The following is a 25,502-nucleotide window of genomic DNA, read 5'->3' on the forward strand; positions in this document are numbered from 1 at the left end:
TTAATTTTTGCACCAAATAGATTCGCGTAACCAAAAAGGTTTTTCTCGCATCCAAAGCGTACAAATCCACTTTTCACCTAATAATACGGGTTTTCCACTATGTACTGAGTTTTTATCTACCTGATTACCAATCATATTATTAAATTTAATTACTTGTCCTTGCTTGGCTTTAACACTTACATTCCAGTCTTTAAAAGCGGTTTCGCCACCTTCAAATCCGTCATTTAAATTTATAATACGTGTTCGCTGTCTTTGACCAAAAAAATTAAGTTCTTTTTTAGCATTTTCATTTGAAGGTGTAATAAAATCATAGTGCCATTTGTATTGCTGACCTTGAGTATAACGATAAATAATCATAGGCTCAGCATATACTAAGTCAGCATAGTAGTCTGAACATATGATGCGCTGTAATATAGCTATTAAAATATTATCGACTGGTAATTGTGTTATAAGCTGCTCATTGTCTCTGATGTCTATAACTTTTTGTCTTGTAGAGTTTTCAGCATACACCCCAGCTAAATTTAAATTATTATTAGCAAGCTTTATAATCTCCTGCGCTAATTCATTCGTTAGTTGCGTTTCTAATGTTGTCACAGGTAATGATTGTTCAGAGGATTGAATATTCAATGGCATAATTAAGCTACTCCACAACCCTATTAAATCGGTTTCAATACCCTGCTGTATAGTCTTAGGAAGGCCCGATATATGTTTTTCAAAGTTAATTGTTACTTGCGGAGCAGCAGTTCGGATTGGCCAAAAGTGAGATAAAACCTTAAGAGCTTCAATTTTATGATACTTAGCTAAGCATAAAACAATGGCTAGCTCCTGAGAAGAAGTTGATGATGAAACCGCATGACATAACCAATAGTGAACAAATTCAGGAGCTGTTAGCGCAAAAGACACTATTTCTTGTTTTGGAGGAAGCGTGCCATGATATTTGGCATTTATGAGGTGAGTAACATAGTTATTTTTCATAATCATTTTATTGTTATTTTTAATACGCCCCTAAAGTAACAATAAATTTACAAACAATAAACCACCCACCTGTTATATTTGCATTTATGATTAAAAATCCCCGCATAAGCGAGGATTTTTTATAATTTTAAACAAATTAAAGAATTACTGGCCTTTAACTTCTTTTAAACCATTGTACGGTGCTTTAGCGCCTAATTGCTCTTCAATACGAAGCAATTGGTTGTACTTAGCAACACGGTCTGAACGGCTTAATGAACCTGTTTTGATCTGGCCTGCAGCTGTACCTACCGCTAAATCAGCAATGGTTGCATCTTCAGTTTCACCAGAGCGATGAGAAATAACCACTGTAAAACCAGCATCTTTCGCCATTTTGATTGCCGCTAACGTTTCTGTTAGTGAACCAATTTGGTTAAATTTAATTAAGATTGAGTTAGCAATACCATTGTCGATACCACGTTTTAAAATCTTAGTATTGGTTACGAATAAGTCATCACCCACTAATTGAACTTTATCGCCCATTAGTTTAGTTTGATGAGCAAAGCCATCCCAATCAGACTCATCTAAGCCATCTTCAATTGATACAATTGGGTATTGCTCAGTTAAGTCTTTTAAGAAGTAGTTAAACTCTTCAGAGGTAAACTTTTTACCTTCACCTTTAAGGTCGTAGATATTTGCTTCTTTGTCATAAAACTCAGAGGCAGCACAATCAAGTGCAAGGGTAATATCTTTACCAAGCTCATAACCGGCATTTGCAACAGCCACTTTAATTGCTGCAAGTGCTGCTTCGTTAGAGGCAAGGTTTGGTGCAAAACCGCCTTCGTCACCAACAGCTGTTGAATGACCATCCGCTTTAAGCACTTTTGCAAGGCTGTGAAATACTTCAGCACCCATACGCAATGCTTCACGGAAATTAGCAGCACCAACTGGCTGAACCATAAATTCTTGAATATCTACTGAGTTATCAGCGTGCTCACCGCCGTTGATGATGTTCATCATTGGTAGTGGCATAGAGTAAACACCTGGCGTGCCATTTAAGTCAGCAATGTGCTCGTATAGCTCTACTTTTTTAGATTGTGCAGCCGCTTTTGCGTTAGCAAGTGAAACCGCTAAAATAGCATTAGCACCTAGTTTTTCTTTATTTTCAGTACCATCTAAATCAAGCATTACTTGGTCTACATCACTTTGAGCAAGTGCATTTTGACCTTTTAAAGCCGCTGCAATTTCATTATTAATGAAACCTACCGCTTTTAATACGCCTTTACCTAAATAACGAGTTTTATCACCATCACGTAATTCTAATGCTTCGCGAGTTCCTGTAGATGCACCTGATGGTGCAGCAGCACGGCCCCATGAACCATCAGCTAAATATACCTCAGCTTCTACAGTTGGGTTACCACGCGAGTCCATAATTTCACGACCGATTACTTTTACGATTTCTGACATCTTGATTCCTCTATATTCCCAAAATGGTGAGTACGGCTAACCTAGGCCAGCCTTAGAAACAAAAAAGGCCGCGCAATATGCACAGCCTTTTTTAAATTACGAAGACGCTTTTTGGTAGGTATGAGCCGCAGCTACAAACCCTTCAAATAGCGGATGACCATCGCGTGGCGTTGAAGTGAATTCCGGGTGGAATTGCGCTGCAATAAACCAAGGGTGATCTTTATTTTCAATAATCTCTACTAGCTTTTTATCTTCAGATAAACCAGTAAAGCTTAAACCTGCTTGTTCAAGCTGTGCAACGAAGTTGTTATTAACTTCGTAACGGTGACGGTGACGTTCAACAATTTCGTCGCTGCCATACACTTCGTGTACTTTAGAACCAGGCGTTAAATGGCATTTTTGTGCGCCTAAACGCATTGTGCCACCTAAATCAGACTTTTCATCACGTACTTCTACGTTACCCTCAGCGTCTAGCCACTCAGTGATTAAACCAACCACTGGAGCCTCTGAGTTTGCATTAAATTCCGTTGAGTTTGCATCAACTAAACCGGCAACATTTCGTGCGTATTCAATAAGCGCAACCTGCATACCTAAACAAATACCTAAGTAAGGCACTTTGTTTTCACGAGCATATTTAGCCGCTAAAATCTTACCTTCAACACCACGACCACCAAAACCACCTGGCACTAAAATAGCATCTAAGCGAGAAAGAATATCCGTTCCTTTAGTTTCTAAGTCTTGTGAATCAACGTATTGAATATTAATAGTTAAACGATTTTTTAGTCCCGCATGTTTTAATGCTTCGTTTACTGATTTGTATGCATCCGGTAATTCAATGTATTTACCAACCATACCAATTGTCACTTCACCCGTTGGGTTAGACTCTTGATACAATACTTGTTCCCACTCAGCTAAATCAGCCTCAGGCGCGTCTAAATGGAAACGACGACATACAAAGTTGTCTAACTCTTGCGACTTTAATAACGCAGGGATTTTATAAATACTGTCTACATCAGGCAGTGAAATAACGGCTTTTTCTTCAACGTTTGTGAACAATGCAATTTTTGCACGCTCGTTATTTGGCAGCTTACGATCTGAGCGACAAATAAGAATATCTGGTTGAATACCGACTGAGCGTAACTCTTTAACTGAGTGCTGAGTTGGTTTTGTTTTCACTTCACCGGCAGGGCCTAAGAATGGCACTAGCGTTAAGTGAATAAATAGCGCACGTTCACGACCAATCTCTGTGCCCATTTGACGAATAGCTTCGATAAATGGTTGTGACTCAATATCACCTACCGTACCACCAATTTCAACGATTGCTATATCATGGCCTTCTGCGCCATCATAAACACGTTGCTTAATATCATTAGTGATATGAGGAATAACCTGAATTGTTGCGCCAAGATATTCGCCACGTCTTTCACGACGTAGTACATCTTCATATACGCGCCCTTGCGTAAAGTTATTACGGCTGGTCATTTTGGTGCGAATAAAACGTTCGTAGTGACCTAAATCAAGGTCCGTTTCTGCGCCGTCTTCGGTAACGTATACTTCACCGTGTTGAATTGGGCTCATTGTGCCTGGGTCAACGTTGATGTAAGGATCCAGCTTTAAAATGGTAACATCTAAGCCACGGGCCTCTAAAATAGCGGCCAACGATGCTGCTGCAATACCTTTACCCAACGAAGAAACAACTCCGCCAGTAACGAAGATAAATTTTGTACTCATGCGAACCCTAGAATATCAGGAATTAAAAGGAATATAATACCCAAACAAGTGATTTTGGAATATAAACAAGACGGGGCGAAATTGTACCAAAACATAGCTAAGCAATCCAGCTAAAATTGGTAAATCTGTGCACAAAAAACAAACATTTTTTATGTCCCTATTTATTTAGTTTTTTTATCGCATCCCATGCTGCATCCATTTCCTCTAAAGACGCAGAATCAATACATTTACCCTGTGCAATTAAGTAGTTTTGTACCTTTTCAAACCGTGCAGAAAACTTATCGTTGGCACTGCGAAGCAGTTGTTCGGGGTCGCGTTTAACATGGCGCGCTACATTAACAGTAGCAAACAGCAAATCACCTAGCTCTTCTGCTGTATGATCTGAGTATGGGTCATGAGCTAAGGCTTCTTTCACTTCTTCAACCTCTTCACTCACTTTATCAATAGCACCGTGATAAGTCGGCCAATCAAACCCTAACGCAGCGACCCGTTGCTGAATTTTTTTAGCTTTTGTTAAGCTAGGTAAACTGTTTGGTATATCTTGCCAAAGTACTGAGCTTTGGCCTTGGGGTTTAGCCGCACGCTCTTGTGCTTTTATTGCTTGCCACTGCGCAGCTAATTCGGCATCGGTTTTAGGTGTGTCTTGCGCTGAAAATACATGCGGATGACGACGCACCAACTTTTCATTTAACTGTGCCACTACATCGTTAAAATTAAATAATTGCTGCTCTTGTGCTAGTTGCGCATAAAACACGATTTGAAAAAGTAAGTCGCCTAACTCATTTTTTAAATCGCTTAAATTATTCGTTTCAATACAATCAGCCACTTCATAGGCTTCTTCAAGAGTATGCGGCACGATTGACGCAAACGTTTGCTTGAGATCCCAAGGGCATCCGCCCTCAGGGTTTCTCAGTGTTTGCATTATTTCCAGCAGTTGGCTTATAGCCTCATTATTAGCCTGATTACTGCCCTCGTTTTGCACTGTGCACCCCTTCTATCTGGTGTAACTTAGAAAGCACTTTATTTGTGCCTTGTAAGTCATGCACTTCTATTTGCATCACAAAAATAGCCGTTTGAGTGCTATCAACCGTGTTGACATTCATATTGAGCACATTGACTTTTTCATTCGCCAAAGCAGAACTAATATCACGAATTAAACCAGACCGATCGCTGGCTTCAATACGAATAGTTAACGCGTAGGAGCTGCTAATATCATCTGACCAACTTACTGAAATAACGCGCTCTGGGTGCTTGTTTTTTAAATTACTAAACGAGTCACAATCCTCACGATGCACGGCAATGCCACGGCCTTGGGTAATATACCCAATAATTTCATCCCCAGGTACAGGGCGGCAACAGCGAGCAACATGGCTCATTAAACTGCCTACTCCATCAACCACAATACCGTTTTTATCGCCAGTCACTTTACTGGGCGATTTAAAGCGAATAACCGGCTCGTGCTCCGTTCTATCGGTAATAAAGTTGAGCATTTGGTTAAGGCGAATATCGCCTGCACCAATGGCGACCATTAAGTCATCAAGCTCTCTAAAGTTAAAGCGCTTTATCGCTGGGTCTAAATCTTTGTAAGTTAACTCTAACTTTTGTAATTCGTTATCAAGGATTTCTTTACCCGCGCTTAAATTTTTATCGCGGTCGAGCTGTTTAAACCAATGGTGGATTTTGGCTCTAGCGCGAGAAGACTTAATGTAACCTAACGACGGATTTAGCCAATCACGACTTGGATTTGGCTGCTTTTGGGTCAGTATTTCAACCTGATCGCCGGTACTTAATTGATGAGTAAACGGCACTATTTTGCCAAATATTTTTGCACCAATACACCGATGCCCTACATTGGAGTGAATGTAGTAAGCAAAATCAAGAGGCGTTGCCCCTAGCGGTAAGTCAAAAATATCTCCACGTGGAGTAAACACATAGACGCGGTCTTCAACCACTTGGTTTTTAAGCTCTTGCGCTAAATCGCTGCCATCAACCACTTCTTCTTGCCATTGCAGTAACTTACGCAACCAGCTAATTTTTTGCTCATAGCCTGAACCACGCCCTGGTAACGCACCTTCTTTGTACATCCAATGTGCGGCAACGCCCAGCTCTGCATCTTGATGCATGTCGTGCGTTCGGATCTGAATCTCAACAGTTTTACCTTCGGGGCCAAATACTACGGTATGAATAGATTGATAGCCATTTTGTTTTGGGGTCGCAACGTAATCGTCAAATTCTTTATTTAAATGGCGCCAATTAGTGTGCACTATGCCTAGGGCACCGTAGCAATCTTGCAGGCGCTCAACCACAATTCGCATCGCGCGTATGTCAAACAGCTGATCAAACTCGTAGTTCTTTTTCGCCATTTTTTTATAAATGCTGTAGATATGTTTTGGCCTGCCGTATACCTCGGCTTTAATACCCGCTTCATGTAGGCGCTGTTTTACTTGCTCAACCATATCAGCCATATACGCTTCACGGGCAAGGCGCTTATCATCAAGTTGTTTAGCTATATTTTTATAAATATCTGGGTGTAAATAGCGAAAAGCTAAATCCTCTAGCTCCCACTTTAATTGGCCAATACCAAGGCGATTAGCAAGCGGTGCAAATATATCCGCAGTCTCTTTGGCTGCAATCACTCGTTCTTCTTCAGCGGCGTCTTTTACGTTGCGTAAATGGCACACCTGTTCGGCTAATTTAATCACCACGGCACGCACATCTTCCACCATAGCAAGCAACATACGGCGAATATTATCGACCTGCACGGTACCATTGCCTTGATGAGCTAACGTACTTATGGTGGCCATTTGCGACACACCCGTTAATAACACCGCAACATGATTTCCTAAATGCTCTTCGACAGCGTCAATGCTCACTACATCATTTAAATAATAAGGGGTTAAATAGGCGGTGGCTAACGAGTCAGCATCTAAATTTAGCTCAACCAAAATCTCCACCATCTCTATGGCGGTATTTTGGCGTTCGCTGTTATCACAAGTTTGGCAAAGTTGCTGCGCTTTATTGAGTAAGCTAATTTTTTCCTGAGACAAATCAAGAGATTCTACGCGTGAAAAAAAATCACCCGCTTTGTCATGTTGATGAGATTGACGTGTCGCTACCATAATGCGCTTTACCTCCGTTGAAATAACGCCATAGTTTCGATATGCCCCGTATGAGGGAACATATTCATTAGCCCTATTTTATTAAGTTCAAAGCCGGCTTGCGAAATAATAGCGCTGTCACGGGCTAAGGTAACAGGGTCGCAAGAGACATATAAAATCGCTTTAAACTGCGTTAATGGAAGCTGCTCTAAAACTGCCATAGCACCAGTGCGAGAGGGGTCGAGTACTAAAATATCTAACTCTTTATTAAACCACGGCGCTTTTTTAATACTCGTGGTTAAATCAAAACAATGAAATTGGGTATTTGTAATAGAGTTAGTGTGCGCATTTTGCGTCGCTAATGCAACCGCCGAAGTAACGCCTTCAATTCCTGTTACTGTTTTAGCCTGCTTTGCTAACACTAAAGAGAAGTTACCAATACCACAAAATAAATCCAGTACATTTTCATCACCTTGTAATGCTAACCAACTCGCCGCTTGAATTAACATTGCCTGATTTACACTCGCATTGACCTGAATAAAGTTATTTAGTCCAAATTCAAATTTTATATCTAACTGATCAAGCTTATAAAATGGCATCGCTAAATGGGCATGATCAATGGTATCGCTATCACTTTGCCACACTAATTGCCAATGATATGCCGAGACACTTTGCTCAACAAACGCTTTATCTGTGGGCGAAATGGCTTTTGTATGACGAATAACAATAAAGTGTTGCTCATCTGCAGCGCATAACTGCAAATGACTTATACTGTGCAGCGCCTTATTATGATTAATTATGTTATCAAATACGTTAAATACCTCTGCAAATACGTCACTTAATACTGGGCAATGATTAATGCTAACAATACTTTTAGAGCCACGTGCTCTATAGCCTACCCGCATTTTTTTTGCTGCTTTGTCGAACATTACGGCAATGCGGGCACTACGTCGGTAATGCGTTGCTTGGCTTAGCAGCGGAGCTTGCCAGTTTAAATCGGTTAATTTTGCAAATTTGGCAAATAATTGATTTACTGCTGCTTGCTTTTCAACGACTTGTTGTGTGGCATCTAAATGCTGTAACTGACAACCACCGCATTGGCTGTAGTGTTCACAAATGGGTGTAGTGCGATATTCACTGGCTTTGAGTATTTTAAGCGTGTCAGCTTGGCTGTAACGTGCTTTATCATCAACTAACTTGGCTTTTACTCGCTCACCAGGTAATGCCCCACTGACAAAACACACTTTATTATTATGCTTAGCAATACCACGTCCGTGGTGATCCATTGCCGTTATATCAAGTTCAAGTGATTGCTGTTGAAGTGGTTTTTTATTTGCTTTAAATATTTGTGCCATTAGGCATTACCTTAAAAGGTTGATGAATCACGTCTCTACCTAGATACTTTGAGAATAACTATGAGTATGTATATACTCACATTCAATAAAAATGATAATAATGCTCAGATTATGACCAAACTAGGCTTGCGCGATTCTGTTTTAACACTCACCCTGATCCCCACAGTGATCATCGGGCTATTACTAGGTGGTTATTTTACAATAAATCGTTACATTGAGCTTGATGAAATTTTATATCAACAAGGCACAACGATTGCTGAACCTCTGGCTATTGCACTTGAACAACCTTTACTGGAAAAAAATAAAAAACTGCTTAATCGCATCATTCGCTATACACACAACAAACACTCCCCTTCGATTAAATCGATTGCCATCTTTAATGATAACAACCAACTTATTATAACCAGTAATTATCATCGCTCATTCGACACTTTAATTGAGCAAACGCAATTAAATGGCTTTAAAGCCACCTATGTTCAGCAAAGTGAAGACTTAGTAACCTTTTTCACCCCTATCATTAACCATACAACCCCCAATAGCGACTGGAATACTTCTGAGTTCCAAACCTCGTTGGGCACCGTTGTGATTCAGCTTAACCGCGATAAAGCTGTTATTGGCCAACAACGTGCATTATTGGTCAGCGGTATTATTATTATTCTCGCCTTAGTATTAGCCGCTATTTTAGCGCTAAGACTTAGTCGGATGTTTATGACCCCGCTTAATAAGTTAGTACTTGCTACCGACAGGTTGATTGAAGGTAAAAGACAAACCGGATTAACTGAACCCATGAATGGCGAGTTTGAGTTATTACGTGAGGGGCTCAATACCATCTCGCATTCTATGGTGATGCAAAAAGATGAAATGCAAAAAAATATTGATCAGGCAACCAGCGATTACCGCGAAACGCTTGAACAATACGAAACACAAAATATCCAGCTCACCATGGCTAAAAAAGAAGCGCAGGATGCTAACCGTGTTAAATCTGACTTTTTAGCTAAAATGAGTCATGAGTTACGCACCCCACTTAACGGGGTTATTGGATTTACCCGCCAGCTTTATAAAACGCCTCTGAATAAAAACCAAAAAGATTACCTTGATACCATAGAGCTTTCGGCTAACAGCTTAATGACTATTATTAGCGACATATTAGATTTCTCCAAGTTAGAAGCCGGAGCCATGGAGCTTGAGTCTATTCAGTTTCAACTGCGCGATAGCGTAAACGAAGTTATGACATTACTAGCACCTAGCGCACACGACAAACAACTTGAGCTTTCTATTTATATTAATCCTCAGGTGCCCGACCACTTAACCGGCGACCCCACACGGTTTAAACAAGTGCTGATTAACTTGTTAAGTAACGCGATTAAATTTACTGAAAAAGGCGCGATAAAAGTTGATATTAGCCATCGTTTGCTTGATGAAGAGCGCACCTCTGTCTTGGTGTCAGTCGCAGATACTGGGGTAGGTATTCCAGCAGATAAACAAGACGCACTATTCACCGCCTTTGGTCAAGCCGACTCCAGTATTACCCGCAAATTTGGCGGTACCGGCTTAGGGCTTATTATTACTAAACATATCGTTGAAGCAATGAGCGGCCGTATTACCTTAAATTCAGCCCCTGGTAGCGGAACTTGTTTTACCTTTAATGGTGTATTTAGATTACCAAATCATGTATTTATCAACGATTTGCCTACCCAGTCATTAATTGGTAAACGTGTTCTTTATTTAGAGCCGCATAAGCATACCCATCATGCTGTTGCCTCATTATTACAAGAGTGGAAAGTCAGTGTCACTCCTTGCTATAACGAAACCGAATTTTTAGAGTGCATAAAAAATTCAGAGATCAATTTTGATATTTGTCTTATTGGTCACATGGCATCAGTTGACGATATGCAGCGTTTAAAAAGCTATGTAAAAGCGGTTAGAGAATCAACCGATTATTTATATTTAATGCTTAATACCGTATCGCACAACATGCGCGAAGCCTTCATCGGCAGCGGCGCTGACGCCTGTTTGAGTAAACCTCTTAATCACCGAAAGCTATGTGAGCTATTAGCTGCGCCTTATCGACTCGACCACCCGGCACATAATATAGAACAGCATGAACAAACCCTGCTGCCACTAAAAGTGTTAGTGGTGGATGATAATGACGCTAATTTAAAATTAATTTACACCCTACTCAACGAGCAAGTTGAATTAATTGATACCGCACATAATGGGTCACAAGCGTATAGTTTAAGCAAAAGCCATAAATATGATGTGATTTTTATGGATATTCAAATGCCTATAATGGATGGTATTACAGCCTGTAAACTCATTAAAGAGTCATCTTTGAATGAAGATACGCCTATTATTGCCGTGACGGCGCATGCACTTAATAGTGAAAAAGAACAGTTATTAAAAGATGGTTTTGAAGGTTATTTAACTAAGCCTATCGATGAAGATATGCTAAACCAAATTATTTGCGATCATAGCCCGCAATTACCAGTGAGTCGTGATAAGTCAAAAAGCACATTTGAACATAGCCCTGCTCCTTTTGATAGCACTCGCCTTGACTGGACGCTGGCATTGCAACGTGCAGGCGGTAAAGCAGAATTAGCCAATGAAATGCTTAATATGTTACTGCTAAGCGTGCCCGAAACCCTGAACTTACTAAATCAAGCAATAACCAGCGAAGATTGCCCTCAAGTACTTAGCGTTATCCATAAATTTCATGGCGCATGCTGCTATACAGGTGTACCAAAATTAAAAACATTGGCTGAAACGATCGAAACATCACTTAAAAATGAATGTACGCTTGAGAATATTGAGCCCGAGTTATTTGAGTTGCAAGACGAGCTTGAAAACTTACTTGTTGATGCCAACATTGATATCACTAATAAATAAGCTCGTCTTTAATATCGTTAATTATAACTCTACGCGCGAGCTTCAAGCATTAAGCGTTTCATATCACGAACCGCTTTATCTAAACCGTCAATGGCTGCGCGGGCAATAATAGCGTGGCCAATGTTTAGCTCATAAATCTCTGGCATCGCTGCAATTGGTTTTACATTGTGATAATGCAGACCATGGCCAGCATTGACAATTAAACCAATACTGGCTGCATATTTCACGCCTTGGCGAATGTGCTCGAGCTCTTTGGCGGTGTCTTCATCGTTGGTGGCATCTGCGTAAGCCCCAGTGTGAATTTCAACATAAGGTGCACCACACGCTTTTGCTGCATCTAACTGCGCTTTATCAGCATCAATAAACAGTGATACTTTAATTCCAGCTTGTGTTAATGTTTTAGTCGCAGCGGCTATTTTATCGATATTGCCTGCCACATCTAAGCCCCCTTCGGTAGTAAGCTCTTCACGTTTTTCAGGCACTAAGCATACATATTCAGGCTTAACCTCAAGTGCAATAGCAATCATTTCATCGGTTACTGCGGTTTCAAGGTTCATACGTGTTTGAATGGTTTTAGCCATTACATACACATCGCGGTCTTGAATGTGTCTGCGGTCTTCGCGTAAATGAATAGTAATGCCATCAGCACCGGCATGCTCTGCAACACTGGCTGCATGGACAGGATCAGGGTAAGAAGTACCTCGTGCTTGGCGAAGCGTTGCAATATGATCTACGTTCACGCCTAGAAGAATATCTTTCATTTTTGTACCTGTGAAATTTGTTTATTGAGAGGCCGTAAATAATTCACGACTTTTTAATGGCTTGTTGCCCAACAATGGTTTTAATAAATAACGACTTAATTGCTTTGCCATATATAACACATCCGCTTGGCTAAAGTCATGATTTGCTATGGCATTGAGTTGTGAACCAGTAAACCCAGAACGCGAGTCGTGTTGCACAGCAAAGCCCACTTCTGCAAAGTAGCTATACGTTTGCGTGTCATCAATTGGCTCACCATCCGCATCAAAACTAAAATCAACCCCATAGCCTAGTAGCTCTAGCAATTGAAACTCATAAGAGCGAAGCACTGCTTGCATGTCAGTCCTGCTATTAAGGTTTTCTAGGTGAGTTTTATAAAGTTGAAAAACCTGATCAATGGGTTCATTAATCGGCACAATTCGGTTGGTTAATTCATTTAAATAAAAGCCACAGTAAAGCTTATCACCGGTTAAAAATAACGGATTACCATGAAGCTCAAATTTATTGATGTACTTTAAATCGTATTTGCCATTGTAATGGACGAGTAAGGCTTGAAATGGTTGGAGTTGGGCTTTGTATTTAGTGGCCTGGCGGCCACTAACTCGTGCGAGCATTCTAAGCTGGCCAACGCCTTCTACTAGCATATCGAGCATTACTTGCGAGTCGCTATATGGACGCCGATGTAATAAATAAGCTTTATAGAAATCGCTGTCCATAAATTATGCTGCGTATAAAATGTTAATCTTCACCGTAACCTAAGCTTCTTAAGGCACGCTCATCGTCAGCCCAGCCCGATTTAACTTTAACCCACAGTTCTAAAAACACTTTATTTTCAAGCATTTCCTCTAAGTCTTTACGCGCTTCACGGCCGATTACTTTTAGCTTTTCGCCTTTGTTACCAATTACCATGCGCTTTTGCGTTTCACGCTCAACTAGTATCAGGCCATTAATATGCCAAATACCGTTTTCTTGCCATTTAAACTGCTCTATTTCCACAGTCACTGAATACGGTAACTCTTCACCCATAAAGCGCATTAGCTTTTCACGGATAACTTCAGCCGCCATAAAGCGCATTGAGCGGTCAGTTACGTAGTCATCAGGAAAATAAAATTCGCACGGTGGTAAGCGCTTAGTCACTTCTTCTTTGATCAGGTTAATGTTTTTACCCTGAGTCGCAGATACGGGCATAATACCAACAAAATCAAACTTATCGCCTAAAAACTTCATATGTGGAAGTACAAGGTCGCGATCTTTCACTTGGTCAATTTTGTTAATAACTAACAATACCGGCTTGCCACTTTGGCTTACTTTGTTAAGTACCATGTCGTCATCGGCATTCCAATGAGTGCCTTCAACCACAAAAATGATCAGCTCAACATCACCAATTGAGCTAGACGCTGCACGGTTCATTAAACGGTTAATAGCACGCTTTTCTTCAACGTGCAGGCCTGGGGTATCGACGTACACAGCTTGGTGCTTACCCTCAGTATGAATACCCATAATACGGTGGCGCGTGGTTTGTGGCTTACGTGAGGTAATACTGACTTTTTGCTCAATAATTTCATTAAGCAGTGTTGATTTACCCACATTAGGACGACCAACAATCGCAACCATGCCACAAAATGTGTCTATTTCGCCTTCATGAGGCTGTATTAAGGTATCAAGATTCATTTTTAAGTATCTTCAATGCTTTTTCGGCCGCTTTTTGTTCGGCTTTACGCCGTGAGCTGCCAACAGAAATAATGCTATCCATTCCATCAACGATACATTCAACCGTGAATGTTTGATTGTGTGCCTGACCTTTAGTATCAACTACGGTGTAGCCTGGTAATGATAGCTTACGAGCTTGCAAATACTCTTGCAGCAGGGTCTTAGGATCTTTTTGGTTAAGCCCTGGTGAAATAGCATCTAAACGTGATTCATACCACGCTAAAATAAGCTCGCCGCAGCGATCTATGTCTGAATCTAAAAATACAGCGCCAATAATAGCTTCAACTGCATCCGCTAGGGTTGACTCGCGTCTAAAACCACCACTTTTTAGTTCGCCAGGACCTAAGCGTAGGTAATCACCAAGCTCAAATTCAAGGCCAAATTCAGCTAACGTCTGGCCGCGAACTAAAGTCGAACGCATGCGGCTTAAATCGCCTTCGCGTGCTTTAGGAAATTTAGCGTACAGTGCATTGGCAATGACAAAGCTCAAAATTGAGTCACCCAAAAATTCGAGTCGCTCGTTATGTTGACCTTTGTGGCTGCGATGCGTCATTGCTTGCTCAAGTAACCCTTGATCAGCAAATGTGTAGCCAATTCTTTTGTATAACTCTGTTACATTTTTTTTCATTGTTACTGAATATTACCTAGGCGTTCAAAACGAACACCAGTTGGAACCCATCCTGGTAAAATGTCATCTGGGCCATTATCAAATTCAAAACTCATCCATATAAAGACAGCTTTACCCACCAAGTTTTCTTTTGGTACAAAGCCCCAAAAGCGACTATCTTGGCTGTTATCGCGATTATCACCCATCATAAAGTAATGATCAGCTGGAACCACCCATTCATCCGCAGGTGTGCCCAATTGCTGGTAGTAACGCCCCTTACGTTCAGGCGATTTTGGGTTGATTAAAATGTCATGGTTAGTCGTGGTTAAATCTTCATTTAAACGCGCTAAATCCATTGGGCCTTGCTTAAATTCATTATCATTAATTAATTTAAAATCAATTTTATTGAATTCATTACAAAGAAGTGCGCCCTTTTGAACTTCGCCTTCTTCGCATTTTGGTTGAATATATAAACGCTTATCACGATAAACAATTTTATCGCCAGGTAAACCTATAGCACGTTTAATATAGTCCACTCTCTCATCTAACGGGTATTTAAAAACAACAATATCGCCACGCTCTGGTTCGCTTACATCCACTAATTGGCTGCGCCATACTGGGTCTTTAATCCCATAAGAATACTTTTGCACTAAAATAAAATCACCCACTAATAAGGTGGGCATCATTGAACCCGATGGGATCTGAAACGGCTCAAAAATAAATGATCTAAAAATAGTGATAGCAGCAATCATCGGAAAAATCGACTTTGCTGTTTCAGTAATCATTGGCTCAGGCGCAATCAATGCTGCGGTTTCTTCATCAAGTTGACCACCGGCAGAAGTTTGAGCAATTGCTAAACGTTCCTGCCTTTTAGGGGCAAACATTAAGTGATCTACTAACCATATTAGACCTGAGCCTAAAGTTAACAACACCAATAAAACTGAAAAGTAGCCAGCCATTTATTATCCTTTATTTTTATTTACCAACTTTCAAAATGGCTAAGAACGCTTCTTGAGGCACTTCAACGTTACCAAGTTGCTTCATTCGCTTTTTACCATCTTTTTGTTTTTGAAGTAATTTCTTCTTACGGCTCACGTCACCACCGTAACATTTAGCGATTACGTTTTTACGTAGTTGCTTAACAGTTGTTCGGGCGATTACATGTTGACCAATTGCTGCCTGAATCGCAATATCAAACATTTGACGTGGTATAAGTTCTTTTAACGCATCAGCAAGCTGTCGACCACGTGATTGTGCGCTGTCGCGGTGAACAATGATAGCCAATGCATCCACACGCTCGCCATTGATAAGTATATCTACACGTACCATGTCTGAAGTTTGGAAATGCTTAAAGTTATAATCAAGCGAGGCAAAACCACGGCTTGTTGATTTTAGCTTATCAAAGAAGTCCATTACCACTTCAGCCATTGGCAGTTCATACGTTACTGCAACTTGCTTACCGTGATAACTCATTTTAGTTTGCATACCGCGCTTATCAACACATAAGGTGATTACGCTGCCTAAGTACTCTTGTGGAACTAAAATATTAGCTTCTACAACCGGCTCACGTATCTCTAAAATATCGTTAACTGGTGGAAGATCAGACGGGTTATCAATTTGCGTCGTGCCCTCTTTAGTTACCACCTCGTAAATAACCGTTGGTGCCGTGGTGATTAAATCAATGTCGTATTCACGCTCTAAACGCTCTTGGATAATTTCCATGTGTAACATGCCCAAGAATCCACAACGGAAACCAAACCCTAACGCAGTTGAATTTTCTGGTTCAAAGAATAACGAGGCATCGTTTAAGCTAAGTTTGTTAAGGGCATCGCGGAATGACTCGTAATCATCAGAGGCTATTGGGAACATACCCGCATAAACTTGCGGCTTAATTTTTTGAAAACCAGGTAAGCGCAGTGGTGCCGCATTTTTTTGATGAGTAATGGTATCACCCACCGGTGCACCATGTATTTCTTTGATACCAGCAATAACAAAGCCTACTTCACCAGTGCGTAAAACACCGGTGTTAGTTTGTTTAGGCGTAAAAATCCCCACATGATCTGCGGTATGTACGTTTTCGTTTGACATGATTTTAATTTTGTCGCCCGCGCGAAGTTCGCCATGTTTGATACGCACTAGCGATACAACGCCTTGGTACGGGTCAAACCAAGAATCGATAATTAGCGCTTGTAATGGCGCGTCTTTATCACCAACTGGTGGCGGTACATCTTTAACGATCATTTCAAGTACTTCAGCAATACCTACACCTGTTTTGGCGCTACATTGCACCGCATCAAGGGCATCAATACCAATAATGTCTTCAATTTCTTCGGCTACACGTAATGGATCAGCTTGCGGTAAATCAATTTTATTAAGTACCGGTATAACTTCTAAGTCCATTTCAATGGCGGTGTAACAGTTTGCTAATGTTTGCGCTTCTACGCCTTGACCAGCATCAACAACGAGCAGTGCCCCTTCACAAGCCGCTAACGAACGCGATACTTCATAGGTAAAGTCAACGTGCCCAGGGGTGTCGATAAAGTTAAGTTGGTAAGTTTCACCATCATTCGCTTTATAATTTAAGGTTACACTTTGTGCCTTGATGGTAATGCCACGTTCACGTTCAATATCCATTGAATCCAGAACTTGCTTCTGCATTTCACGGTCGGTTAAACCACCACAAACTTGGATCAAACGGTCAGAAAGGGTCGATTTACCATGGTCAATGTGGGCGATGATCGAAAAATTACGGATATGCTTCATAAACTGGATTCTAAACTTCTATTTTAAAGGACTAAGGTCATATGCCTAAATAACTTGAAAATACTTGCTGTGTATTTTCAAGTTACTGTGGCATAAAAACGCAATTTTACATTTAATTGGCGTCAATCACCATCTATTTGAGTTAAAGGGAGGCTAATTGGATGAATTTTTATCACTTTTATCTCATGTCTTAATGATTTCACCCATGTTTTAGCAATTAAAAAGCCGGTGATCCCACCCAATATCGCGGCTAAAATTTGCCAGCCTTCGGCTAACAATATCAATTCACTGGCTATTAAAGCGAATATTAAACTCAAAAACAAAGGCAGCATGTAAACTGCAAAGGCATGCTTTACAACATGGCTATCATCCAATGACAAAGTTACTTTTTGGCCTATTTCTAACTGTGTTTCAAATTTATAAGGTAATGTTTTTTTGGCGGTACCAAATAACTTACTAAACACTTGTGAGCCACAACGTCCATTACAGCCTTCACAGGCCTGTTTTTGTTGGGCTTCTAAATGCGCAACGTGGCCACTAAGGGCCACGACGGTTAACGTTTGTTCAATCATAGTTTAGTTACTTATAATGCCCGCGATACAGACTCAGCAATGGCTTTGGCACTCATGGTTGGAATGTTTCCCACCACAGAGACATCAAAATTTCCGCCGTTGTGTACATAAATCGTAGTTGCCCCTGAGGTGAGGGCACCGCTTAAACGCTTACCCGGTAGTGGTCGTTGCACAAACACAGATACTTCAACAAACCCATCAGAAAATAAATAATAGTCTGTTAATTCATTATTTAAGTCGAGCTTATGCCTGTCTGACTTAAGTAATTCAAACCCCTCAGGTAACCAGCCAATAGTCCAATTCATGGCATTCGCTTTAGTTTGTTCATCAATTGAATTGGCAGGTAATGGGGTTGGAAAGTTACGATTAAGCACTTCTAATAATAAGTTTGCCGGTTGCTCAGTCACGCTAATATGAGTGAGCTGTAATTGCTCAAGCGCTTCACCTTGATGATTAACATACGCCGCTTTTAATAATAACGACGACTCAGTATCAATCCATATCCAATAGTTGTATTTGTCTTCGTTTTTAGATTCAATTCGAACTAATTGCGCGGGACGCCCAGCAATACGGCCTTTACCACCAAGCACAAAATCATAATGCGCACTTAAGCGGTTAATATCTTTAAAAAGCACTTCAGGAATAGGGCCGGCAATTGAGTCGGTTGTTAATGAATACGGCTCTGATTGTGGCTCAAAATAGGTAACTTGGTTGTCAATGCGGATCATTTCAAGGCCAGCACCGTTGAGTAAACTCAAATGCTCAAGCTCAACGTCCCCCTGTTTAGCATGCACCCAACGGTAGGGCTCCATACTTTTGCCTTTAACAACAACAAAAGAGGCATCAAAATTACGTGTATGAACTGCACTGGCCATTTCAAGCAGTAAATCTTTAGCGGGGTTTGTGTCATTGGCGAAAGCATTAAAACTTAACACCAACGACATAACAAAAGTTATTACTTTCATCTAATTAGTTTTTTTCCTCTTGTGACGTTTCATCTGTTTTCGCAGTTTTCAACGAATGAGCCACACGTGCTTGACGCTGGTGTTCAAGTACTAGAGCGCCAATACGTTGCTGTTGAAGCTCTCGTAAGCCTTTCTCTGCGTTCTCTAGCGCCGGTGCTGATGAATAACTCACTGGCGATGCCATGCCGGTTAACGGCGTGGTTTGTAATAAAGGAATTTCGTTTTGCACAGCATCTTCACCTTGCGGCAAGGTGTTCACGCCAACAATAGTAAACATTGCCACGCTAGCTGCAATTGCTAACTGCGCAACCGGCTTGCGCCAATTAAACGCCACGATTTTATTATCGGCTTCAGTATTTACCGGCTTTGCCACACTTTCAGACTGGCTAAAGTCTGCATAAACCGGCTCACTATCAAGTGCTAACGAAATGCGATCGCTAATATCAAAATCCATATTTTTGTTGTTTTCTTTAGCTCGCATTGCATCACCGATTAACGCGTAACGGCCAAATGTAGCTACATCAGCAGATGCAATCTCGGCATCATTTAATGCTTGCTCACCGTCAAGTAATGCTGATAACGATTCGTTATCTAAGCGGTTAACGTGTGCTTTTGTCATACTAAGACTCGCCTATTAATGGGTTTAATTTGTTATCAATTGCTTCACGGGCACGAAAAATACGCGAACGCACCGTCCCGACTGGGCAATCCATCACCACGGCTATTTCTTCATAGCTCATCCCCTCAATTTCTCTAAGGGTAATCGCGGTTTTTAGATCTTCAGGCAAACTATCAATCGTATTAAAAATAACAGCGCGTACTTCTTCGCTTAATAGTAAATTTTCAGGTGATGCGTTTGAACGCATTGAATCAGCACCCTCATAAAACTCGGCATCGTCAGCATCTATATCATTTGCTGGCGGTTTACGCCCTTGAGCCACTAAGTAATTTTTAGCACAATTAACGGCGATACGGTAAAGCCAAGTATAAAAAGCACTGTCACCACGAAAATTAGGAAGGGCACGATACGCTTTAATAAACGCCTCTTGTGCTACATCAGCAATGTCACCCTGATTTGATACATAACGTGAGATCAAACCGGCAATCTTGTTCTGATACTTCTTAACTAATAGGTTAAAGGCGTTTTTATCTCCCTGCTGAACCCTTTTCACTAACGCTAAATCTAATTCCTGCTCGCTCATTCGAGCCGGTACTCCTCTGATTGATTCTTGCTTATTATTCATAGTGTCGCCATTGTTCACACCTACTCTGACCCTTAGATGAATAAAAAGTTCTGCTGCATATTGTTTTTTTATAAAATAGCTAAAAAATTACGTATTTATACGCTAAAACCACTTAGTAGTAGTTCAACAAATATGGTACAACTATAAGTATTAAAAATAAATATTGCTCTATCTGAGCATTGTAACCGCAAAGTACCTCACAGATGAACCAAAATAAACATCACATTACCGATGTCGCTATTATTGGTAGCGGCGCAGCAGGCTTATCACTTGCTTTATCTTTGGCTAATTACTGTAACGTTACCGTAATTAGTAAAGGTGAATTAACCGAAGGTTCTACTCTTTATGCCCAAGGCGGAATTGCCGCTGTTTTTGATAAAAAAAATGACAGTATAGAGTCTCACGTTGAAGATACCTTAGACGCCGGTGGCGGTTTATGCGACAGAGAGGCGGTTCATTACACTGCCAGCAATGCTCATGACTGCCTGCAATGGCTGATTGACCAAGGCGTGCCTTTTGATATGGAGTTTGATAGCAAAGGTAAAGAGCGCTTTCATTTAACTCGTGAAGGTGGGCATAGCCACCGACGCATTTTGCATGCAGCCGATGCTACAGGTAAAGCTGTGCAAACAACCTTGATTAGCCAAGTTCAAGCGCACAGCAATATCACCTTGTTAGAGCATTACAACGCGATTGATTTAATTACCGATAAAAGTATTGGCAAAACGGGTTCACATGTTCATGGCATGTATGTGTGGAATAAAAAAGCCAAAAAAGTAGAAACAATTGGCGCAAAATTTGTTGCCCTAGCAACGGGTGGCGCAAGTAAAGTATACCTTTATACCTCTAACCCTGATGTTTCTAGCGGTGATGGTATTGCCATGGCATGGCGTGCAGGGTGTCGCGTTGCTAATATGGAATTTAATCAATTTCATCCAACCAGTCTTTATCACCCTGAGTTGCAAAACTTTTTAATTACCGAAGCAATGCGTGGTGAGGGAGCCTATTTAAAACGCCCAGATGGCACGCGATTCATGAAAGAGTTTGATGAGCGAGAAGAACTCGCCCCGCGCGACATAGTCGCGCGCGCTATCGATTTTGAAATGAAGCGCCTTGGTGCAAATTGCTTATATTTAGATATTAGCCACAAAGACAAAGATTTTATTATTGAACACTTCCCAACGATTTACGCCAAATGTTTAAGCGTAGGGCTTGATATCACCAAGGAGGCAATTCCTGTTGTCCCTGCTGCGCATTATACCTGTGGCGGCGTTATGACCGACTTTAATGGCAAAACCGACTTAGCTAATTTATACGCTGTAGGTGAAGTGGCTTACACTGGGCTGCACGGTGCTAACCGTATGGCAAGTAACTCATTATTAGAGTGCATTGTATTTGCCCATGCAGCAGCAAAAGACATTTTGAGTAAAATAGAGACCGCTCCTGCACTGGTTGAGTTACCTAGTTGGGATGAAAGCCGCGTATCTAACTCAGATGAAGAAATCGTGATCACCCATAACTGGCATGAGCTGCGATTATTTATGTGGGACTATGTTGGGATTGTGCGCTCAACCAAACGACTTGAACGCGCGCTTCATCGTGTTGAACTATTACAGCAAGAAATCCACGATTACTACGCGAACTTTAGAGTGAGTAATAACTTACTTGAGTTACGTAACTTAGTTCAAGTAGCCGAGCTTATAATTAGAAGTGCTATGGAACGTAAAGAAAGTCGCGGACTGCACTTTACCATTGACTACCCAGAGCAAAACGAAAATCCAACGCCAACTATTTTGACTCCAAAGCGCAATTAATTGCCGCAAGTGTTGCGCGTTTTAAACGCGTGTAGCTTTGCTCATCAACACTATTGGCTGAGATAATCAGCCAATAGTTTTCACTAAAGCCATTAATATACAACCACACACTGCGACCAAGCAATCGGCTTTGCTTACCAATAACCCCTTGAATTAGCAGCTTTTCATTCTCAAAACGAAATTGATTTGGCTCTAATAATATAACGCCCTGCTCTGGCTGAGCAGCCACGATTTTTCGCCAAACGATAATGCCAGCAACGATATTAAGCGCAATGCAAAAAAGAGTTGCCAAAATAGAAGTGGTAAATAAGCATAATATTAAAGTTAGCACACAAAAAAAGACCACAATCTGTTTGTGGTCTGTCTGGTTATCTGTGACGGTAAACCTATACACGAACTCGGTCTAAAATTAGCTCAACCATACTGTTTAGCTCAACGTCTTTACATTTTTCATGGCCCATAAACCAAGCAAATAAATCTGGGTCTTCTTGTGTTAATAAGCGCTGAAAAGTCGCCTGCTGTTTAGCATCTAACGAATCATAAGCTTCTTCAACAAACGGCATAAACAAAACATCTAGTTCTAACATGCCACGGCGGCAAGCCCAACGGATACGTGCTTTACTATGTATTTCAACCATTTTAAACCTCATATTTAATTAATTCGAGTTTAACAAATGCGCGTTAATTTAACAGCACTAAATTATAAAAAAACAACGCTTGTTGGTGGCTGTACCATCGGCTTTAACTACGTTATTATGTGGTTTCATTTGTTATTGCAAAGAAGGTGTTTATGTCTCTGGTTTATGCATGTCCTTTATCACATCAGGTTATTAGCCTCTCAGGCACAGATAAATTATCTTACCTACACGGACAAATCACTCAAGATCTCAATAAAATCAACAACAACAACTTTTTGTGGACAGGTCACTGTAGCGCAAAAGGTAAGCTGTGGGGTGTATTTAAGCTATTTTCTTACCAGCAAAACTATTATTTAACCGGATCAAGTGCTGAAGTAGAACGCTCACTGGCTGAGTTAAAAAAATACGCTGTATTTGCAAAAGTTGAAATTAATAAAGCCCCAGAGCGATTAATTGGTTTATTAGGTGATGACCTAACTGATTTGCTTACGCAACTTGATATTCACTTTAGTGACGATGCCACAGCATGCGACTTTGCTAACGGCAAAGCCCTTAAACTTGCGCCAAACCGCGTTTTACTTATGGTTGATAGCCAATTTTGCTTACCTGATGAAGTATCTACCCTCGACAACGACGCTATGTGGCAACAGGCCTCACTGCTAGCTGGTGAGCCTCAGTTAAGCGTTGATGCAATTGATGAGTATGTGCCGCAAATGGTTAACCTTCAAGCCATCAATGGCATCAGTTTTAAAAAGGGTTGCTACACCGGCCAAGAAACCGTCGCACGTATGAAATACTTAGGTAAAAATAAACGTGCCATGTATATCGTTACAGGGCAAAGTGAAGGATTGCTCGATGCACCCGATATCGAAACCCAGTTAGGTGAAAACTGGCGCCGCGCGGGCAAACTTATTGCGCAAAGCTTTAATGAAAAAACACACACTTTAACTGGCTTAGTTGTGTTGCCAAACGATACTGACACCGCTCAGGTTCTTCGTGCAAAACATACCCCTTCGGTAGAGCTAAACATTCTGCCTCTACCTTACTCTCTTGAAGATGAATAATAGGAATGACTATGATCGTTGCAGCAAATAAAGTGGTAAAAATGCATTACTCTGTACTAGATAATGACGGCAATACCATTGATAACTCATTTGGCGGTGAGCCATTAATTTTTATCGTTGGTACGGGTTACCTTATCTCAGGACTTGAAAACGCGCTGCAAGGCAAACAAGCTGGCGATACACTAAGTGTAAAAGTTGAACCTGAAGAAGGTTACGGTGAACGTCATGATCACCTAATGCAAGCCGTGCCAAAATCAATGTTTGAAGGCATGGACATTGAAGTGGGCATGCAATTTCGTGCAACCACCGATGACGGCGACCAGTCAGTCATGATCATCGATATTCAAGACGAAGAAGTGATTGTTGATGGTAACAACCCACTCGCTGGTATTACGCTCAATTTTGATGTAGAGATTTTAGAAGTACGCGATGCAACGGCTGAAGAGCTCGAGCATGGCCATGTACATGGTGAAGGCGGTTGTGGTCACGACCACTAAACCCTAATCCAGTAATAAAAAAAGCGCCTCAGGCGCTTTTTTTATAGCATATTATTATGCGTACGTAATTTAACTTGAGGCTCTGCTGCTGGTGCTTCGCCAGGGGTTATTTTATCTTCAAGCGCAGCAACTAATCCGGCTTGGTCATTAGTGCCTATACGGTATTGGCTGCCATCTTTAAGCGTTAATTGCACGGCACTAAAGCCTGATACTGAATAAATCCAACCATCATGCGTAATGCGAATACCAATACCGTGACGGTATGAGTTTTGTACTGCTTTTACGTCAACTATGTCCTCTAGTGCTAATTTTTGACCCGCAACGCCTGGACCAAATGCCCAGCTAATATGGGCTTCATCAACTTTAATGGTTAAACCATGAAATAAAAAACCCACCAGCAATAAAATACCTGCAAATACCATTAACGGCACATCGGCACCCATTAAATTCCATGCAAGTGCAACAAACCCACCTATCCATGCCAATACTACAAATATAAATACCGCATACTGCTTATGCTGATACATAACACTCTCAATTAAAAAGTTAAAAAATTAAAAACTGTATACTAACGTTGCGCTGAGCTCTGAATCATATTTAAGCTTATCTTCTTCAGGCTTAGAGTTATAACGGTACATATAAGCAAACTTGAGCGATACAGCCCCAACCACTTGGCTAATTAAGGCGGTTTCTGACTTTAACCGTGAGTTAAGCCCAGATAAAGACTGCTCTATACTAATGTCTTGATTAAATCGGGTGCGCTTAGATACTAATCGCTCCCATTGCATGGCAATACGTAACAAGTAACCCATTTTGTCTTTATCGTCTTCGCTTATTGTTGACTCATCATCAGCAACGGAGCGATATAAACCAGGGCCAATATCTATATCTACTTTGTTTTTAACCCCTTGATAAATACGTGCACCATAGCCGGTTGCCACCGTACTTTTAAAATCCAGACCGCTAAATTCATCCTCTTCATAATCACCATAAATAAAGAACGACGAATTTTTAACACCAACTTTATAGTTACCCTGCGCAGAAACAAACACGCGATTAGCCGTAACATCCGACTGGCCCGTTTCTTCATTTTCGTCACGTTTGTATAAGGAATCTATTTTGAATTGATTACGCCAGTTTTCAAAATCTTGGTAAAGATTACCTTTGAGTTTAAAACTGGTTGAGTTGGTATTACCTTTACTTAAAATAAAACCAAACTCGGTATCACCATAAAGTACTTCGCCTTTGTGTAGCTCATGAATTTCTTCATCGGAGAGCTCCCCATATTGATGAAAATCTTCAAAGGGATCCACTGCCCAGCTGTAGGAGCTAAATAATAAAAGCAGTAATACAACGTACTTTCGCAAAATACATTCTCTTG

The 25,502-nt window shown here is 40.9% G+C and carries 24 protein-coding genes; 4 read left to right on the top strand and 20 right to left on the bottom strand.

What is annotated here, in order from left to right; all coding sequences use genetic code 11:
- The 6 genes from ABZP26_RS12315 to rlmD form a co-directional block, all read right to left on the bottom strand.
- Positions 1 to 975: a prolyl hydroxylase family protein gene (locus ABZP26_RS12315; protein ID WP_368484997.1), complete on the bottom strand. Its 975-nt coding sequence runs from the start codon at positions 973 to 975 to the stop codon at positions 1 to 3.
- A 144-nt stretch (positions 976 to 1,119) separates the two neighbouring features.
- Complete coding sequence (eno, locus tag ABZP26_RS12320) at positions 1,120 to 2,418, bottom strand: phosphopyruvate hydratase (protein WP_013465624.1); 1,299 nt, start codon at positions 2,416 to 2,418, stop codon at positions 1,120 to 1,122.
- A 96-nt stretch (positions 2,419 to 2,514) separates the two neighbouring features.
- Positions 2,515 to 4,149: a CTP synthase gene (locus ABZP26_RS12325; protein ID WP_013465625.1), complete on the bottom strand. Its 1,635-nt coding sequence runs from the start codon at positions 4,147 to 4,149 to the stop codon at positions 2,515 to 2,517.
- A 157-nt stretch (positions 4,150 to 4,306) separates the two neighbouring features.
- Entirely contained in the window at positions 4,307 to 5,131 is an 825-nt protein-coding gene (mazG, locus tag ABZP26_RS12330; RefSeq protein WP_024602670.1) for a nucleoside triphosphate pyrophosphohydrolase, read from the bottom strand.
- Positions 5,112 to 7,268 carry a GTP diphosphokinase gene (relA, locus tag ABZP26_RS12335; RefSeq protein WP_013465627.1) on the bottom strand — a complete coding sequence of 719 codons (2,157 nt, stop codon included), beginning with the start codon at positions 7,266 to 7,268 and terminating at the stop codon, positions 5,112 to 5,114. The genes mazG and relA overlap by 20 nt, the downstream gene beginning before the upstream one ends.
- Positions 7,269 to 7,276: 8 nt before the next feature.
- Complete coding sequence (gene rlmD / locus ABZP26_RS12340; RefSeq protein ID WP_368484998.1) at positions 7,277 to 8,602, bottom strand: 23S rRNA (uracil(1939)-C(5))-methyltransferase RlmD; 1,326 nt, start codon at positions 8,600 to 8,602, stop codon at positions 7,277 to 7,279.
- 111 nt (positions 8,603 to 8,713) lie between these two features.
- Between rlmD and barA the strand changes: the two genes are divergently transcribed.
- Positions 8,714 to 11,488 carry a two-component sensor histidine kinase BarA gene (gene barA, locus ABZP26_RS12345; RefSeq protein ID WP_013465629.1) on the top strand — a complete coding sequence of 925 codons (2,775 nt, stop codon included), beginning with the start codon at positions 8,714 to 8,716 and terminating at the stop codon, positions 11,486 to 11,488.
- 29 nt (positions 11,489 to 11,517) lie between these two features.
- Here the strand turns inward: barA and pdxJ are convergent, their stop codons facing one another.
- From pdxJ to rpoE, 10 genes are all read right to left on the bottom strand, one after another.
- Entirely contained in the window at positions 11,518 to 12,249 is a 732-nt protein-coding gene (pdxJ, locus tag ABZP26_RS12350) for a pyridoxine 5'-phosphate synthase (RefSeq protein ID WP_013465630.1), read from the bottom strand.
- Between the two features lie 21 nt (positions 12,250 to 12,270).
- Positions 12,271 to 12,963: a DNA repair protein RecO gene (recO, locus tag ABZP26_RS12355; protein WP_128583130.1), complete on the bottom strand. Its 693-nt coding sequence runs from the start codon at positions 12,961 to 12,963 to the stop codon at positions 12,271 to 12,273.
- 22 nt (positions 12,964 to 12,985) lie between these two features.
- Positions 12,986 to 13,918: a GTPase Era gene (era, locus tag ABZP26_RS12360; protein WP_013465632.1), complete on the bottom strand. Its 933-nt coding sequence runs from the start codon at positions 13,916 to 13,918 to the stop codon at positions 12,986 to 12,988.
- The gene (gene rnc / locus ABZP26_RS12365; RefSeq protein WP_008466504.1) at positions 13,908 to 14,585 is read right to left on the bottom strand and encodes a ribonuclease III; all 678 of its coding nucleotides are present in this window, start codon (positions 14,583 to 14,585) and stop codon (positions 13,908 to 13,910) included. Before rnc ends, era begins: the two co-directional genes overlap by 11 nt.
- Positions 14,586 to 14,587: 2 nt before the next feature.
- A complete protein-coding gene (gene lepB, locus ABZP26_RS12370; protein WP_138686845.1) occupies positions 14,588 to 15,523 on the bottom strand; it encodes a signal peptidase I in 936 nt (311 codons plus the stop codon).
- 16 nt (positions 15,524 to 15,539) lie between these two features.
- On the bottom strand, positions 15,540 to 17,327 hold the full coding sequence (gene lepA, locus ABZP26_RS12375) for a translation elongation factor 4 (protein ID WP_013465634.1): 1,788 nt from the start codon (positions 17,325 to 17,327) through the stop codon (positions 15,540 to 15,542).
- Between the two features lie 122 nt (positions 17,328 to 17,449).
- Positions 17,450 to 17,899: a SoxR reducing system RseC family protein gene (locus ABZP26_RS12380; RefSeq protein WP_013465635.1), complete on the bottom strand. Its 450-nt coding sequence runs from the start codon at positions 17,897 to 17,899 to the stop codon at positions 17,450 to 17,452.
- An 11-nt stretch (positions 17,900 to 17,910) separates the two neighbouring features.
- On the bottom strand, positions 17,911 to 18,864 hold the full coding sequence (locus tag ABZP26_RS12385; protein ID WP_016899682.1) for a MucB/RseB C-terminal domain-containing protein: 954 nt from the start codon (positions 18,862 to 18,864) through the stop codon (positions 17,911 to 17,913).
- Positions 18,865 to 18,868: 4 nt separating this feature from the next.
- On the bottom strand, positions 18,869 to 19,483 hold the full coding sequence (locus ABZP26_RS12390; RefSeq protein WP_024602341.1) for a sigma-E factor negative regulatory protein: 615 nt from the start codon (positions 19,481 to 19,483) through the stop codon (positions 18,869 to 18,871).
- 1 nt (position 19,484) lies between these two features.
- Complete coding sequence (gene rpoE, locus ABZP26_RS12395; protein ID WP_010387792.1) at positions 19,485 to 20,066, bottom strand: RNA polymerase sigma factor RpoE; 582 nt, start codon at positions 20,064 to 20,066, stop codon at positions 19,485 to 19,487.
- A gap of 245 nt (positions 20,067 to 20,311) precedes the next feature.
- Here rpoE and nadB point away from each other — a divergent pair, with 245 nt between their 5' ends.
- A complete protein-coding gene (gene nadB, locus ABZP26_RS12400) occupies positions 20,312 to 21,922 on the top strand; it encodes an L-aspartate oxidase (RefSeq protein WP_013465638.1) in 1,611 nt (536 codons plus the stop codon).
- Here the strand turns inward: nadB and ABZP26_RS12405 are convergent.
- Positions 21,897 to 22,253 carry a hypothetical protein gene (locus ABZP26_RS12405; protein WP_016899679.1) on the bottom strand — a complete coding sequence of 119 codons (357 nt, stop codon included), beginning with the start codon at positions 22,251 to 22,253 and terminating at the stop codon, positions 21,897 to 21,899. The genes nadB and ABZP26_RS12405 overlap by 26 nt on opposite strands.
- A gap of 55 nt (positions 22,254 to 22,308) precedes the next feature.
- A complete protein-coding gene (locus ABZP26_RS12410) occupies positions 22,309 to 22,560 on the bottom strand; it encodes a succinate dehydrogenase assembly factor 2 (protein ID WP_013465640.1) in 252 nt (83 codons plus the stop codon).
- A 152-nt stretch (positions 22,561 to 22,712) separates the two neighbouring features.
- On the opposite strand from ABZP26_RS12410, the gene ABZP26_RS12415 reads away from it, so the two are divergent.
- Both ABZP26_RS12415 and ABZP26_RS12420 read left to right on the top strand, forming a co-directional pair.
- Positions 22,713 to 23,624, top strand: coding sequence for a folate-binding protein YgfZ (locus ABZP26_RS12415; protein ID WP_016899678.1), 912 nt, complete (start codon positions 22,713 to 22,715; stop codon positions 23,622 to 23,624).
- 11 nt (positions 23,625 to 23,635) lie between these two features.
- Positions 23,636 to 24,121, top strand: coding sequence for a peptidylprolyl isomerase (locus ABZP26_RS12420; RefSeq protein ID WP_013465643.1), 486 nt, complete (start codon positions 23,636 to 23,638; stop codon positions 24,119 to 24,121).
- Between the two features lie 41 nt (positions 24,122 to 24,162).
- On the opposite strand, the gene ABZP26_RS12425 is transcribed toward ABZP26_RS12420, so the two are convergent.
- Positions 24,163 to 24,648 carry a hypothetical protein gene (locus ABZP26_RS12425; protein ID WP_368484999.1) on the bottom strand — a complete coding sequence of 162 codons (486 nt, stop codon included), beginning with the start codon at positions 24,646 to 24,648 and terminating at the stop codon, positions 24,163 to 24,165.
- A gap of 27 nt (positions 24,649 to 24,675) precedes the next feature.
- Complete coding sequence (locus ABZP26_RS12430) at positions 24,676 to 25,488, bottom strand: DUF481 domain-containing protein (protein WP_013465645.1); 813 nt, start codon at positions 25,486 to 25,488, stop codon at positions 24,676 to 24,678.
- Positions 25,489 to 25,502 lie beyond the last annotated feature (14 nt).

It is taken from the genome of Pseudoalteromonas sp. SD03 (assembly GCF_040937955.1).
Lineage (GTDB): Bacteria > Pseudomonadota > Gammaproteobacteria > Enterobacterales > Alteromonadaceae > Pseudoalteromonas > Pseudoalteromonas tetraodonis.